The sequence below is a fragment of the Acidisoma silvae genome (assembly GCF_020618775.1).
GTDB classification, from domain to species: Bacteria; Pseudomonadota; Alphaproteobacteria; order Acetobacterales; family Acetobacteraceae; genus Acidisoma; species Acidisoma silvae.
In genome coordinates, this window is record NZ_JAESVB010000011.1 from 99,311 (window position 1) to 112,759 (window position 13,449).

General features: G+C 65.7%; 13 protein-coding genes. 9 read left to right on the plus strand and 4 right to left on the minus strand.

Features of this window, described 5'->3' with window-relative positions; genetic code table 11:
• Nucleotides 1–78: 78 nt before the first annotated feature.
• Genes gloB through ASILVAE211_RS18875 form a run of 3 tightly spaced genes read left to right on the plus strand, consistent with a single transcriptional unit; the run spans nucleotide 79 to nucleotide 1,922 of the window.
• A complete protein-coding gene (gene gloB, locus ASILVAE211_RS18865) occupies nucleotides 79–810 on the plus strand; it encodes a hydroxyacylglutathione hydrolase (protein ID WP_227322912.1) in 732 nt (243 codons plus the stop codon).
• Nucleotides 811–858: 48 nt separating this feature from the next.
• Nucleotides 859–1,461 carry a glutathione S-transferase N-terminal domain-containing protein gene (locus ASILVAE211_RS18870; protein WP_227322913.1) on the plus strand — a complete coding sequence of 201 codons (603 nt, stop codon included), beginning with the start codon at nucleotides 859–861 and terminating at the stop codon, nucleotides 1,459–1,461.
• Between the two features lie 14 nt (nucleotides 1,462–1,475).
• On the plus strand, nucleotides 1,476–1,922 hold the full coding sequence (locus ASILVAE211_RS18875; RefSeq protein ID WP_319799599.1) for a cupin domain-containing protein: 447 nt from the start codon (nucleotides 1,476–1,478) through the stop codon (nucleotides 1,920–1,922).
• Here ASILVAE211_RS18875 and ASILVAE211_RS18880 read toward each other — a convergent pair.
• From ASILVAE211_RS18880 to ASILVAE211_RS18890, 3 genes are all read right to left on the minus strand, one after another.
• Complete coding sequence (locus ASILVAE211_RS18880; RefSeq protein WP_227322914.1) at nucleotides 1,919–3,103, minus strand: MFS transporter; 1,185 nt, start codon at nucleotides 3,101–3,103, stop codon at nucleotides 1,919–1,921. The genes ASILVAE211_RS18875 and ASILVAE211_RS18880 overlap by 4 nt on opposite strands.
• A gap of 85 nt (nucleotides 3,104–3,188) precedes the next feature.
• Nucleotides 3,189–3,923 carry an SDR family oxidoreductase gene (locus ASILVAE211_RS18885; protein ID WP_227322915.1) on the minus strand — a complete coding sequence of 245 codons (735 nt, stop codon included), beginning with the start codon at nucleotides 3,921–3,923 and terminating at the stop codon, nucleotides 3,189–3,191.
• A 197-nt stretch (nucleotides 3,924–4,120) separates the two neighbouring features.
• On the minus strand, nucleotides 4,121–5,038 hold the full coding sequence (locus ASILVAE211_RS18890) for an alpha/beta hydrolase fold domain-containing protein (RefSeq protein ID WP_227322916.1): 918 nt from the start codon (nucleotides 5,036–5,038) through the stop codon (nucleotides 4,121–4,123).
• 132 nt (nucleotides 5,039–5,170) lie between these two features.
• Here ASILVAE211_RS18890 and ASILVAE211_RS18895 point away from each other — a divergent pair, with 132 nt between their 5' ends.
• The 6 genes from ASILVAE211_RS18895 (at nucleotide 5,171) to ASILVAE211_RS18920 (ending at nucleotide 11,422) form a co-directional block, all read left to right on the plus strand.
• Nucleotides 5,171–6,097: a LysR family transcriptional regulator gene (locus ASILVAE211_RS18895; protein WP_227322917.1), complete on the plus strand. Its 927-nt coding sequence runs from the start codon at nucleotides 5,171–5,173 to the stop codon at nucleotides 6,095–6,097.
• 94 nt (nucleotides 6,098–6,191) lie between these two features.
• Entirely contained in the window at nucleotides 6,192–6,914 is a 723-nt protein-coding gene (locus tag ASILVAE211_RS18900; RefSeq protein ID WP_227322918.1) for a class I SAM-dependent methyltransferase, read from the plus strand.
• 120 nt (nucleotides 6,915–7,034) lie between these two features.
• Nucleotides 7,035–8,180: a glycosyltransferase gene (locus ASILVAE211_RS18905; RefSeq protein WP_227322919.1), complete on the plus strand. Its 1,146-nt coding sequence runs from the start codon at nucleotides 7,035–7,037 to the stop codon at nucleotides 8,178–8,180.
• A gap of 3 nt (nucleotides 8,181–8,183) precedes the next feature.
• Nucleotides 8,184–8,876, plus strand: coding sequence for a DJ-1/PfpI family protein (locus ASILVAE211_RS18910; RefSeq protein WP_227322920.1), 693 nt, complete (start codon nucleotides 8,184–8,186; stop codon nucleotides 8,874–8,876).
• Nucleotides 8,877–8,945: 69 nt separating this feature from the next.
• Nucleotides 8,946–10,433: a glycosyltransferase family 39 protein gene (locus ASILVAE211_RS18915; protein ID WP_227322921.1), complete on the plus strand. Its 1,488-nt coding sequence runs from the start codon at nucleotides 8,946–8,948 to the stop codon at nucleotides 10,431–10,433.
• Nucleotides 10,430–11,422, plus strand: a complete 993-nt coding sequence (locus ASILVAE211_RS18920; protein ID WP_227322922.1) for a threonine ammonia-lyase — start codon at nucleotides 10,430–10,432, stop codon at nucleotides 11,420–11,422. Before ASILVAE211_RS18915 ends, ASILVAE211_RS18920 begins: the two co-directional genes overlap by 4 nt.
• Here ASILVAE211_RS18920 and ASILVAE211_RS18925 read toward each other — a convergent pair.
• Nucleotides 11,404–13,299, minus strand: coding sequence for a putative bifunctional diguanylate cyclase/phosphodiesterase (locus tag ASILVAE211_RS18925; protein ID WP_227322923.1), 1,896 nt, complete (start codon nucleotides 13,297–13,299; stop codon nucleotides 11,404–11,406). The two genes, ASILVAE211_RS18920 and ASILVAE211_RS18925, sit on opposite strands and share 19 nt — an antisense overlap.
• Between the last annotated feature and the right edge of the window lie 150 nt (nucleotides 13,300–13,449).

A 13,449-nucleotide genomic window follows, 5' to 3' on the forward strand; every position in this document is an offset into this window, starting at 1 on the left:
GCACACAGGACGGCGATCTGGTCGAAAGAATAGCCTGGGTGCATTTGCGCACGGAGCCGCCAATGCTAGGTTCGTGCCATGGCACTCATCGTAATTCCCGTTCCCATGCTCTCCGACAACTATGCTTGGCTCCTGCGGGACGAGGCGACCGGCAAGCTTGCCTTCATCGACCCGGCCGAAAGCGAGGCCGCGAGCAATGCGGTGGAAGCCATGGGCGGCGCGCTGGATACCGTGCTGCTGACGCATCACCACAATGACCACATCGGCGGCGCGGAAGCCCTGCGCAGCCGGTTCGGCGCGCAGATCGTGGGCGCGGCGCTCGATTCCCATCGCCTGCCGCCGCTGGACCAGAGCGTGCGCGACGGCGAGGCCTTCGACCTTTTCGGCCATCGGGTGGAGGTAATTGACACGCCGGGCCATACGGTCGGCCATATTTCCTATTTCCTGCCGGACGGCCCGATGCTGTTCTGTGGCGACACCATGTTCAGCCTGGGTTGCGGCCGCATGTTCGAAGGCACGCCGGCGCAGTTCTTCGACAGTTTCCGCAAGATCGCGGCCCTGCCGCCGCGCACGCTCATCTATGCCGGGCATGAATATACGCAGTCCAACGCCCGCTTCGCGCTGTCCATCGACCCCGACAATCTGGCGCTGCGCGACAAGGCGGCCGAGGTCGACCGGCTGCGGGCCTCCGGCCAGCCGACGCTGCCGGTGCGACTGGAAGACGAACTGCCGGTGAACCCCTATCTGCTGGCGCGCGATGCCGTCAGCTTCGGGCGCATCCGCCAGCTCAAAGACGAATTCAAAGCGTGATCGCGGCCTGTCGGCTGTGATTGCGCCCATCCCATAAAGGATCATCCGGTGAAGCTGTTCTATTCGCCCACCAGTCCCTTCGTGCGCAAAGTGGTCATCGCCGCTGAGATCCGGGGGCTGTTGTCCCAGATCGAGCGGCTGTCCAGCAACCCGCACGTCTCTCCGCCGGACCTTCTGTCTGTTAACCCCCTGTCGAAGATCCCTTGTCTGGTGACCGGAGACGGCGTGTCGCTCTTCGACAGTCCTCTCATCTGCGAATATCTGGACAGCCTGGGCGATGCGCCGCCGCTTTTCCCCGACCATGGCGGACCGCGCTGGATTGCCCTCAAACAGCAGGCGCTGGGCGACGGCATGATGGACGCCGCCGTTCTGGCCCGCATGGAAAGCGTGCGCCCGGAGGAAGAGACGCGCGCCCAGGTCATCCTGCGGCAGAAGGCGGTCGTCACGCGCGGTCTCGCCGCGCTGGAGGAAAGCCCGCCTGAGATCGGCCATCCGACGATCGGGACTGTCACCGTCGCCTGCGCGCTCGGCTATCTGGATTTCCGCTTTGCCGCGGATGACTGGCGGGCTGGCCATCCCCGCCTCGCCCATTGGCTGGAAGCCTTCGCGGCCGCCGTGCCGTCCTTCGCCGAAACCGTGCCACCGGCCTGACAGGGGCCGGTTGCGTGATCGATCTTCGCCGCCCGGACCTCTCGGCCGATGATGTGGTAGCCGCCCTCGGCCTGCTGCCGCATCCCGAAGGCGGCTTCTACCGCGAGACCTTCCGCGACGGCGATCAGACGCATCGCGGTGTCGCGACCGCCATCCATTTCCTGCTGCCGCGCGGCGTCGTCAGCCATTGGCACAAAGTCGACGCGGTCGAAATGTGGTTCTGGCATGCCGGCGCGCCGCTGCGGCTGGATGTGGCGGCGGCAGGCGCGCCGCACGCCCCTGTGACGCTCGGCCCCGATCTGGGCGCGGGCCAAAGCCTTCAGGGCTTCGTGCCGCAGGATGCCTGGCAGCGGGCGGAAAGCCTGGGCGACTGGACGCTGGTTTCCTGTACCGTCTCCCCGGCTTTTCTGTTCAGCGGTTTCGAAATGGCCGCGCCCGGCTGGACGCCGCCCTTCGGCTAAGCCTGGGCGGTACGCGCGGCCTGCCGCGCCCAGACCGCCATGCCGAGGCCGATCGTGGCCGCGATACCGCCGATGAGGAAAACCGGCGCATAGCCGTGACGATCGGCCAGAATGCCGACCAGCGGTGCGGTCCCGCCATAGGCCAGATCCTGGAAAGCCGCGAAACCGCCCAGCGCCGTGCCGCGCAGCTGCGGCGGCATCTGCTTGACGATCTCGGACCCCATGGCGGGAAAGACCATCGAGCAGCCAAGACCCGTCAACAGCGCGCCGGCCAGCGCCAGGACCGGTCCGGGCGCAGCCCAGAGCAGATACTGCCCGCAGGCTTCCACGGCGAGCGAAACGATGGCGACCGGCGTGCCGCCGATCCGATCCGGCAAATGGCCGCACAGCACCCGCACCGCCACGAAACCCAGGCCGAAACAGGTCAGGCCAAGACCCGCATAAGGCCAGTGACGGCTGAGGAAATAGAGGGAGAAGAAGGCACCGAGCGCCGCGAAACCCACCCCTTGCAGGCCGACGGCCGCACCCGGCCGCCAGATCCGCCCGATGATCTTCCAGAAGGATTCCCGTCTGCCGCCATGCGGCGCCACGGCCGGAACGGTCTGGATGGCGATAAGCCCCAATAGCGGCACCACCGCGCAGACGATCATCAATCCGCCGAAGCCGAAGCGATGCATCAGCCACAGGCCGAGCGGGCCGCCCACGGCAAAGCCGCCGTACATGCCCATACCGACGAGCGACAGAACTTTGCCAGACCGGGCCTGGCCCATCAGGCCGATGGACCATCCGATCATGCCGACCAAAGCCAAGCTCTCGCCCAAGCCCAGCAGCAGGCGGCCGGCGATCAGCACCGCGTAATCGGCCGAAGCCGTCAGGCCGGACCAGGTCGACAGCAGACAGATCAACCCGGCCGCCGCATAGACGACCAGGCCGCGCTGCATGGACCGCTTGCCGCCATGCCGGTCGGCGGCGGTGCCGGCATAGCCGCGCGACAGGATGGTCGACAGGAAGGCGATGCCGACCGCCACGCCGCCGAATGCGTTGTTGAGATGCAGGCCGATGACGACATGCAGCGGCACCGCCGGCAGCGACATGGCGACGGACAGGTAAGAGACAAAAAGCGCCGCCGTCAGAATGACGACACGGCGATAGGACAAGTCAGGCTGGTCGATAGGGGTCATGTTCGCTCACGCAATCTCGGTTTCTGCGTTGATTGACGTGAACGCTTACGGGCCGTCTCAGCCGATAGACCAAAGCTAGTGCAGGTCAATTGCGGCCGCCATTGGCTTTGATCACCTGGCCGTTGACCCAACCGCTGTCGGGGCCGGCCAGGAACGAGACGATACGGGCAATATCCTCCGGCTGGCCAAGGCGGCCGAGCGGACTGTCCTGCGCCAGACGCTGCAACAGGTCTTCGGACCGGCCGACAAAAAGCAAATCGGTCGCGACCGGGCCCGGCGCCACGGCGTTGACGGTAACCTGACGCGCACCGAGTTCCTTGGCCAAGGTATGGGTCAGCGCCTCCACCGCTGCTTTGGTCGCCGTATAGACGCCCGCGCCCGGCAGATAGGCGCCGATGATGCTGGTTGAGAGGTTGATGATCCGCCCGCCGTCGCGAACCCGCCGGGCGGCCTCACGCATGCCATTGAAGGCGCCGGTCAGATTGACGGCCAGAAGCTGGTGAAAATCCTGGTCCGTCACCGTCGCGAGCGGCGCCATCTTGCTGATGCCGGCATTGTTCACGACGACATCGATTGGCCCGAAGGCATCTTCCGCCGCGTCGAATAAAGCGGTGACGGCGGCGGCATCGGACACATCGGCGCGAATGGCGATGGCGCGGCCACCGGCGCCTTCGATGATGGCCACCGTCTCTTTTGCGGCGTCCTGGCTCGCCGCGTAATTGACCACCGTCTGAAAGCCGTCGGCAGCGAGACGTCTGGCGATAGCCGCGCCAATACCCTTGGACGCGCCGGTCACGATCGCCGTTCTGTTTGCTGTCATCATCATCCTGTTCCTTGTCGCGTCGTTTTCGCGATGCCCAGAAATACGATCAATCCGTCGTATTTCGTAGTCGCATTATCCGGAACGGATGCGGGGAAGCCGAAACCTCAAGTCATGGACTGATAAAATTCAAACGGCGCGCAGTCTTGATCCGGGCTCGGCCGCCCCGGCATTCACATTTTGACGGTGTCGCCGCCTCACCCCCGCCAATGGCGCGCGATGAAGGACGCGGCGTCGTCCAGCGCCCGGCGCGCGGAGGGCAGTTGCGCCACCGAGCGCTGAAAGACGTGGTGCAGCCCTTCGTAGATGTCCAAACGGACCTCCTTGGATTTGCCGGCGGCCGCTTCGGCGTAGCGCTGCGCGTCATCCAGCAGCAATTCGTCGGTGCCGACCTGGATGGCCAGCGGCGGCAGCGCGGCAGGCAAGGCGTAAAGCGGTGACGCCCGGCCGTCGCGCGGATCGGCCCCGGCCAGATAGGTCTCCACCGCCTTGACCAATATCTGCGGCTTGAAGATCGGGTCATAGGTTTCGTCCTTGAAGGACGCGCCGGTCAATGTCAGGTCGATCCAGGGCGAGAAGACAATGACGGAGGCGACCTGCGGTCCCTGCCCGTCCAACATCGCCAGCGCCAGCGCGCCACCAGCGGAATCCCCGACCAGCGCGATCTGCGTGACGCCTTGGCCGGCCAGCCATAGACGGGCCAAGCTGGCCGCGTCGAAAGCGGCCGGAAAGGGATGGTCCGGGGCGCGCGGATAATCCAACACGAAGACGGCCATGCCCGTGCGGGCGGCCATCTGGCTGGCGAAGCCGCGATAGCCGGCCGCCGAACCCAGCATATAGGCGCCGCCATGCAGGAACAGGATGGCGCGATCCGCCGGCGCGCCAGCCGGGCGCACCCACCAGCCCTGTATCGCGCCGTCATCGATCTGTTCCAGTGCCATGCCGTCCGCCATCGGCGTCTGGTCCGTCATGGCGTCATAGGCGTCCCGCATCGTGCCGGGGAAAGTCGCAAAATGCTGCTGGGTTGCGGCCAGCAGGTCACGCTCGATACCGCGCTCGGCCTCGGGCAGCGGATGCCGCGTTTCGATCAGATCAGGAAAAGCAGGTTTGGTCATGATGGCTTGCTCGCTATCAGGGCCGGCCAAGCCCGGCCCCTGTGGCACAGCTTTGATCCATTCCAAAAGACACAGATAGACAGGAGCTAAGACTACCATCTAGTCCGATCAGGACAGAATGAGGGAGCGACCATGGATCGGCTCGACGCCATCCGGCTGTTTGTGCGCGTGGTGGAAAAAGGCAGCTTTTCGGCGGCCGCGCGCGAGGCCGGGATCGGCCAATCCGCTGCCAGCAAGCAGGTCGCGGCACTGGAGGCGCGGTTGGGCGCGCAGCTTTTGCAGCGCACATCGCGCAGCATGGCCGTGACGGAATTGGGACAGACCGTCTATGACGCCGCCTTGCGGCTGGTGGATGATTTTTCCGCAATCGAATCCCTGGTCGGCCAGGGCCAGTCCAAACCCTCCGGGCTGGTGCGCCTGTCCGTCGCCCCGGTGTTTGGACGCCTATATGTCGTGCCGCATCTGCCCGCATTCTTCGCGGCCTATCCTGATATCAGCGTCGAGATGGCGGCCACCGACCGCCACATCAATCTTATTGAAGACGGCTTCGATCTCGCCATCCGGCACGGCAATCTGAGTGATTCATCAATGACCGCACGGCTGCTGGCGAAAAGCTTTTTCGTGACGGTTGCCACACCAGTCTATTTCGCGCGTCACGGCGTGCCGCAGGCGCCGCGTGATTTGATCGATCATGCCTGCATCGGCTTTACCTCCCGCCAGGATATTCGGCCCTGGACCTATGCGCGCGGCGTCACCCATCATCCGCAGGGGCCCTTCCGCACCAGCGACGCCGAGCAGGGCCGGGCCGCTCTCCTCGCCCATCTGGGCATCGCGCATATGCCGGCCTGGATCGTCGCACCCGAGATCGCGTCGGGCGCCTTGCAAATGGTCCTTCAGGACCACGCCGTGGAGACGACGCCCATCAATGCCGTCTATCCCTCGCGGCGGCATCTGCCGATCAAGACCCGGCTGTTGATCGACTTTCTGGCGACCACCCTGGCGCGCGACCTCGCTGTCCCCGGACACGGGATCGCGACGGAGATCGGACCTCTCGGCTGACCGGCGGCATGGCGTTTCTCCGCCTCCGGGCGGCTATCTTGCCAAATCATGCTGGCGCCGCTACCACCACGGTTGAGCAATGAAGGCATGTATCATGTCCAAGCCGGATCATATCGGAACCGACTATAAAACGGTTTTGGGCTGGTTCCATAAGCGCCTTCGACCCAAGACCTATTTGGAGATCGGCACGCAGAATGGGTTTACGCTTTCTTTAGCAACCTGCGCCAGCATCGCCATCGACCCGCAGTTTCAGATCAGCTCCGGCGCAACCGTCAACAACAAGCCTGCCTGCCACCTGTTCCAGATGCCAAGCGATGATTTTTTTGAGAGTCATCAACCGAGCACGATTTTTGGTCGCCTGGTTGATCTGGCATTCCTGGACGGTATGCATCGCTGCGAGTTCCTGCTGCGGGATTTCATGCATACGGAACCCCACTGCAAACAGAACTCCGTCATCCTGCTGCATGACTGCCTGCCGCTTGACGAGGGCATGACGTCACGCGTGCAAGGCACCGGCTCGTCCACCGGAGACCGGCGCTACGGCTGGTGGACGGGTGACGTCTGGCGCACGGCTTTGGCCTTGAAACGGTATCGGCCCGATCTGGAGATTGCGGCCTATGACGCGCAGCCCACGGGTCTGATTGCGATCACCAATCTTGATCCGCAATCGACACTGCTCGCGGACCGATATTCAGATATCGTGCGCGACATGCGGTCCTGGACGCTGGACCTGGATGCCTATTTCCGGGAAGTGCACGTCGAATCCACGGATGCCATCGCCACCGAAGAAAAGATGAACACCCGCTTCTGGCTTTAGGATCGGGCGCGACTCTGCCCTGCCTGCGCCAGAAAACCGCCGCAAATCGGGTGCTTTAAGGAGGCCGGGCAAAGCCTTGGGGGCTTTCGCGCGTCGGAGGCCTCGCCTATGGACTACCACATGACCGAAGAGCCTGTCTGGCCAACCCCGGCCGCCGCTATCGCCGCCCCGCGCCGGACCAGCGCGGAGCTGTCCATCGTCGTGCCCTGCTACAAGGAGCGGCCGAACGTCCGCCCGATGATCGAGCGTATCGGGGCCGCCCTGCCGGGTGTGGACTGGGAGGTCATCTTCGTCGACGACAACAGCCCGGACGGCACGGCCGAGGAGGCGCGGGCCTTCGCGCGGGTCAACCCGCAGGTGCGCTGCATCCGCCGCATCGGCCGGCGCGGCCTGTCCACCGCCGTCATCGAGGGCGCGCTGTCCTCCTCCGCCGATTTCGTGGCGGTGATGGACGGCGATTTGCAGCATGACCAGACGATCCTGCCCAAAATGCTGGCCGAGCTGCGCGCCGGCCGGGCCGATGTCGTCATCGGCAGCCGCCATGTCGATGGCGGGTCTTCGGACGGCCTGTCCTCGGCCACGCGCCATCGCATTTCCAATGCCGGCATTTCCGTCGCCCAGTATTTTCTGCCCATGAAGATCACGGACCCCATGAGCGGCTTCTTCATGATGCCGCGCAGCCGGTTCGAGAGCATCGCGCCCCATTTGTCCGGCCAGGGTTTCAAGATCCTACTGGATCTGATCCTGTCCGCTCCCGAGCGGCTGCGGGTGCTGGAAATGCCCTGCCAGTTCCATAAGCGCGAGGCGGGAGAGAGCAAGCTGGATGCGCTGGTGATGATCCAGTTCGCCTCCCTGCTGCTGGATAAGGGTCTGCGCGGCTATGTGCCGATGCGCTTCATCGCCTTCGCGCTGGTCGGCGCGCTGGGCATGATCGTGAACCTGCTGGCCGTCTGGGCCGGCCAGGGCATCGGGCTGACCTTCGTCGCCGCCGAAATCATCGCGACCGTCATCGCCATGCTGTTCAACTTTCAGCTCAATAACCGCCTCACCTACCGCACGCACCGCCTGCGCGGCCCGAAGCTGATGCGGGGATTGGTCCTTTTCATTTTGGTCTGCGGCCTGGGCGCCATTGCCAATGTCGGCATCGCGACGGCGCTGTTTTCCAGCGCCAGCCATAACGGCCTGGCGGCGGCCGCCATCGGTGCTGCCATCGGCGTGGTGTGGAACTACGCGGTCTCCTCCACCCTGGTCTGGCGGACGGTCTAACCCATGACGGAAAGCCCGATCACCATCGTCTTTCCGCTCTTTCCCGGTGTCACGCAGCTCGACTTCACCGGGCCGTTCCAGCTTTTCGCGCAGACGCCGGGCCTCAGGCCCATCGCTGCCTCGCTGGGCGGCGCGCCGATCGCGGCACAGGGGCTGACCTTCGCCGATCTCACGCCCCTGGAAGAGATTGCCCGCGCCGATGTCATCTGCGTGCCGGGCGGCGGCGGCGTGACCGATGCCATGCAGAACCCGGCCTATATGGAAGAGGTCGCGCGGCTGGCGGCCTCCGCCCGGTACATCACCGCCGTCTGCACCGGTTCACTCATTCTCGCCGCCGCCGGGCTGCTGGTGGGCAAGCGCGCGACCTCGCACTGGGCCTGGCGCGACAGTCTGGCCCTGTTCGGTGCCATTCCGGAAAACGCGCGTGTGGTGCGGGACGGCCATATCCTCACCGGTGGCGGTGTCACCGCCGGCATCGATTTCGCGCTGACCGTCATCGCGGAGCTGACCGACGCCGAGACCGCACAGGTGGTGCAGCTTGGCCTGGAATATGCGCCCGCGCCCCCATTTGCGGCCGGCAGTCCTGAAACCGCCGCGCCCGCGATCCTGGCGCGGGTTCAGGATCAAAGCCGGCGCGCGCGGCCGGACCGGGCGGCGACCATTGCCGCCATCGCGGCACAGCGCGGGCAGGCCTGAAGACTGGGGTTAGGGCTCCGATTTCGTCACTGGTGCGCGCGGCCCGGCTTGGGCGATAGGCTGACACCGATGACCGACCGTTCCCCCCTCCGTTCCGACGCCTTTCTGTTCGCGCTGGCTTTGGGCCTGCTGACAGTGCTGCGTCTTGCCGTCGCCGCCGCCATCCCGGTCTCCCCGGACGAAGCCTATTACTGGCTTTGGGCGCAGGCGCCGGCCGCTGGCTATTACGACCATCCCTTCATGGTCGCGGCCTGGGTGCATATCGGCACGGCGCTGTTCGGCAATACTGGTCTCGGCATCCGACTGCTGGGGCCGATCAGCACGGCCCTCGGCTCTTGGGCTGTGCTCGATGCCGCCCGCTCCTTAGGCGTCGGGCGCGGCTATGGCGCGGCCATCCTGCTGAACGCGACACTGCTGTTTGGCGCCGGCAGCGTGCTGATGACGCCCGACACGCCGCTGTTGTTCTTCTGGATCCTGACGCTCTGGGCGGCGGCCCGCATCGCCGCCGGCGGGTCAGGCTGGTGGTGGATCGTGACAGGCCTTGCCGCCGGCCTTGCCTTCGACAGCAAATATACGGCGGCGCTGCTGCTGGCGGGTATCGGGCTATGGGCGCTGCTGACGCCGCTCGGACGCCGCTGGCTATTTCACGACATTCGCCCCTGGCTCGGCCTGATCACCGCACTTATCCTGTTCCTGCCGGTGATTTTGTGGAATGCCGATCATCACTGGGTCAGCTTCGCCAAACAGGGCGGCCGCACGGCCGATTTCCATCCGGCCCGCGCCGTCCAGTTTCTGGGCGAGCTGATCGGCGGCCAGCTGGGCCTCGCCACCCCCATCATCTTCGTCCTCTGTGCCATCGGCCTTTGGCGCGCGACGCTGACCGCCGTGAAGACGCGCGACGCCGCCGCCGGCCTGCTGGTGGCGACGGGTGTGCTTCCGGCGCTGGTCTTCATCCAGCATGCGCTGGGCGACCGCGTGCAAGGCAATTGGCCGGAAATCATCTACCCCGCTGCCGTCATCGCCGCCGCCGCCCTGCCTGCGGCGGCGCGCTGGCTGAAGCCGGGCGCGATTCTGGGTTTCGCGCTGACGCTCATCGTCTATGTCCAGGCCATCGCCAGCCCGCTGCCCTTGGGTGGCACCGAGCCGACGATCCGCGTGCTCGGCGGCTGGCCGGCCTTGACCCGGAGCGCCGAGGCCCAAGCCCAGACGGTCGGCGCGCAGTTCATCGCGGTCGACGAATATGGGCTGGGGTCCGAACTGGCGTTGCGCCTGCCGAGAGCCCTGCCCGTTCTGGCCGACGATCCCCGCTGGCAGTATTTCAACCTGCCCGGCCCGGCGACCGCCGGCCTGCCGGCCGGGACAACCGGCCTGCTGATCCGCACCATGCGCCGCCGCGATGCGCCGGACACCGCGCCCTGGACCAGCATGCGTCTGCTCGGCACCATCGCCCGTGGCCGCCATGGGCGAATCGGCGAAAGCTACAGGCTTTACGCCGTCACCCTTGGGCCGAACGCGCCCGCTCTTCTCGCCCGCCTTCCTTCCGGAGCATCACCGTGACCGACCGTCTGCCCAGCATCGAGGATATCGAAACCGCGCGCGCCCGTTGCGCCGCGCGTCTGCGCCATACGCCGCTGCTGCGCAGTGCCGCGCTCGAGCGCCGCATCGGCGGCGCCGTGCTGCTGAAGGCCGAAAATCTCCAGCATACCGGTAGTTTCAAGCTGCGTGGCGCAATGAACGCGGTGCTGGCTTTGGTCGAGCAAGGCCATACGGGCGGCATCGTCGCCTTCTCCTCCGGCAATCACGCCCAGGCCGTGGCCTATGCCGCCGCCGCTGCCGGTCTGAAGGCCACCATCTTCATGCCGGCCGATGCGCCGGCCATCAAAACCCGCCTGACCAAATCCTGGGGGGCGACCGTCGTGCCCTTCAATCGCCTGACCGATGACCGCGAGGCTCTGGCGCGGGCGGAATGCGAGCGCATCGGCGGCGCGCTGATCCCGCCCTATGACCATGTTCAGGTCATGGCCGGCCAGGGCACGGCGGGGCTGGAAATCGCCGAGGACGCGCGGGCCTCCGGCCTGACGGTCGACGCCATCCTGGCGCCGGTCAGCGGCGGCGGTCTGCTGGCCGGGGCGACGCTTGCCGTGCAGTCCCGCTTCCCGGCCGCCAAATCCTATGCCGTGGAGCCCGAAGGCCGCGACGACATGCGCCGGTCGCTGCTCTCCGGCCAGCGCGAGACGAACGGCCCCGGCGGGTCCACCCTTTGCGACGGCCTGCTGTCGCCCAACCAGGGCCACCTCACCTTCGCCGTCAACAAGGACCATGTCGCGGGCGGCGTGGTGGTGACGGATGAAGCGGTGCTGGAGGCGATGGCCTTCGCCTTCCTGCATCTGAAACTGGTGCTGGAACCCTCGGGCGCGATCACCCTGGGCGCGCTTCTGTCCGGTGCCTTCGACGGGCGGGACAAGACAACTGCCCTTCTGCTGTCGGGCGGCAATGTCGACCCCGCGACCTTCGAACGCGCGCTGGCTTACGCCGACAAGGTTTGACCGGCACCGCCCGATAGGCTCGGCGCCGGTGCTGTCATGATGGACGGCGCCGGCCAGTCCGGCTGCGGACGCCCGATGTGATAGCCCTGCATCAGCCGGAAGCCGAGCCGGTGCAGCGCATCCATCTGCGTCTGCCCCTCGATCCCTTCCGCCACCACACGCAGGCCCAGCAATTGGGACAGATAGAGAATACCGACGGCCATCTTGGATGACCCGCCCGGCTGCCCGACCTCGGCGGTCAAAGACCGGTCGATCTTCAGCACATCGAACGGGTATTGATGCAGCCAGCTGAGAGACGAATGGCCCGTTCCGAAATCATCCAAAGCGAGCGAGAAACCCAGGCGCTTCAATTCCTGCAACACCAGCGCCGCCCGTTCCGGGTCGACCATGGCCGATTGCTCTGTCACCTCGATGATGCAATGCGCCGGATCGAGATCTTCCTCCTGACAGATGCGGGCCATCTGCTCGGGCAGGTTGATATTCATGATCTGCGCGGCAGAGACGTTCAGGCTCACCTTGGTCGCACCCGCATGGCCGTCGGCATGAATGGATTTCAGCCACCGGCACGCCGTCCGCATCACCCATAGGCCGACCTCATTGGTCAGCCCCGTCTCCTCCACCAGATCGATGAAATGCTTGGCGGTCATCAGCCCGTCCGGCCTCTGCCAGCGCAGCAGCGCTTCATAGGCGAAGACGCTATCGGTGCCGGCGTCCTGGATCGGCTGGTAATGCAGGCGGAATTCCCCTTGCGCCACGGCCTGCCGCAGCTCTGCCTCCAGCGCCACCCGCCGCTCGACGACCTTGTGCATGCTCGGCTCGAACAGCACGATGTGCCGATCCTTGCTGCGCTTGGCGATATACATCGCGATATCGGCGTCGCGCATCGCCAGTTCGAAATCCTGATAACCGCCGAGGCAAGCCACCGCCCCGATGCTGGCCCCCACGGTATAGGACTGGCCGTTGAGCATATAAGGCGCGGTCAGAGACCGATGGACGGCCTGCGCCAGCGCCATGACCTCCGCCTCGCCATCACACGCGGCGCAGAGCAGCACGAATTCGTCGCCCGAATGCCGGGCCGCGATGCAGTTGGCCCGCCCGCAGTCGAGGGCGATGGCCGACAACCGCCGCGCGACCTCGGCCAGCAGCTGGTTTCCGGCGTGATGGCCGAGGCTGTCATTGATGAGCTTGAAGCGGTCTAGGTCCAGAAACAGCAGGCAGGCCCTGCCGCTTTGATCCAGGCCCGACTTCGTCCGGGACGCGACTTCGGCAAAAAGGCCCTTGCGATTGAGCAATCCGGTCAGCGGATCATGCAGCGCGTCGTGGACCGCCAGATTGCGCGCGTCCAGAAGTTCAGACGCCAGCTGATGCTGTTCGGCCAGCGCCGCCTGCAAATCGGCGGCGACCTTCGTGCTGCGTTCGACGGCTTCGTTTTTCAGGGCAATGGTGCGCTCCAGCGCGGCGGCCTGGGCCAGCAGCAGATCGGCGAGCTGGACGATGCAGGTCTGGCCGCCGACATTGACCAGCAGGGGTTCGAACCGCGTGACCTCCTCGCGCGCCAAGGCCGCGCGGCAGGCGGTGGACAGCGAGACATGCTCGCTCAGCAACAGCGTTTGCAACCGGACGGGAATCAGCAATTCCCGCAGCGGACGGCTGAGGAAAATCTCCCGCCCATAGGCCTGGCTGAGAGCGGCCAGAAAGACGCGCCGGCTGAGCAGGCCGAGGCGCTTGTCCCCCTCGCATACGATGACGCCCGGCAAAGCCGGTTCCGCGACAAAAAGGCGTTCGAGCAGATAGGAGCGCTCGTCGATTGAAATCGACGTGGTCCAGCTTCGACATGCGCCGGATAGGAAGACGATCGAAAGCTGGGTGTCATTCATTTAGATGAGAAAGTCACAACCTTGGCGGAATCACTACCGCGCGCTGGTTACAGGACGATGCGCGTCGCCAGCTTGACAGTTTGGAGACGTTACGGCGTGTCACGCCCAAAGTAAAAAGCCCGGAGCGATGTCTCGCTCCGGGTTTTTGTC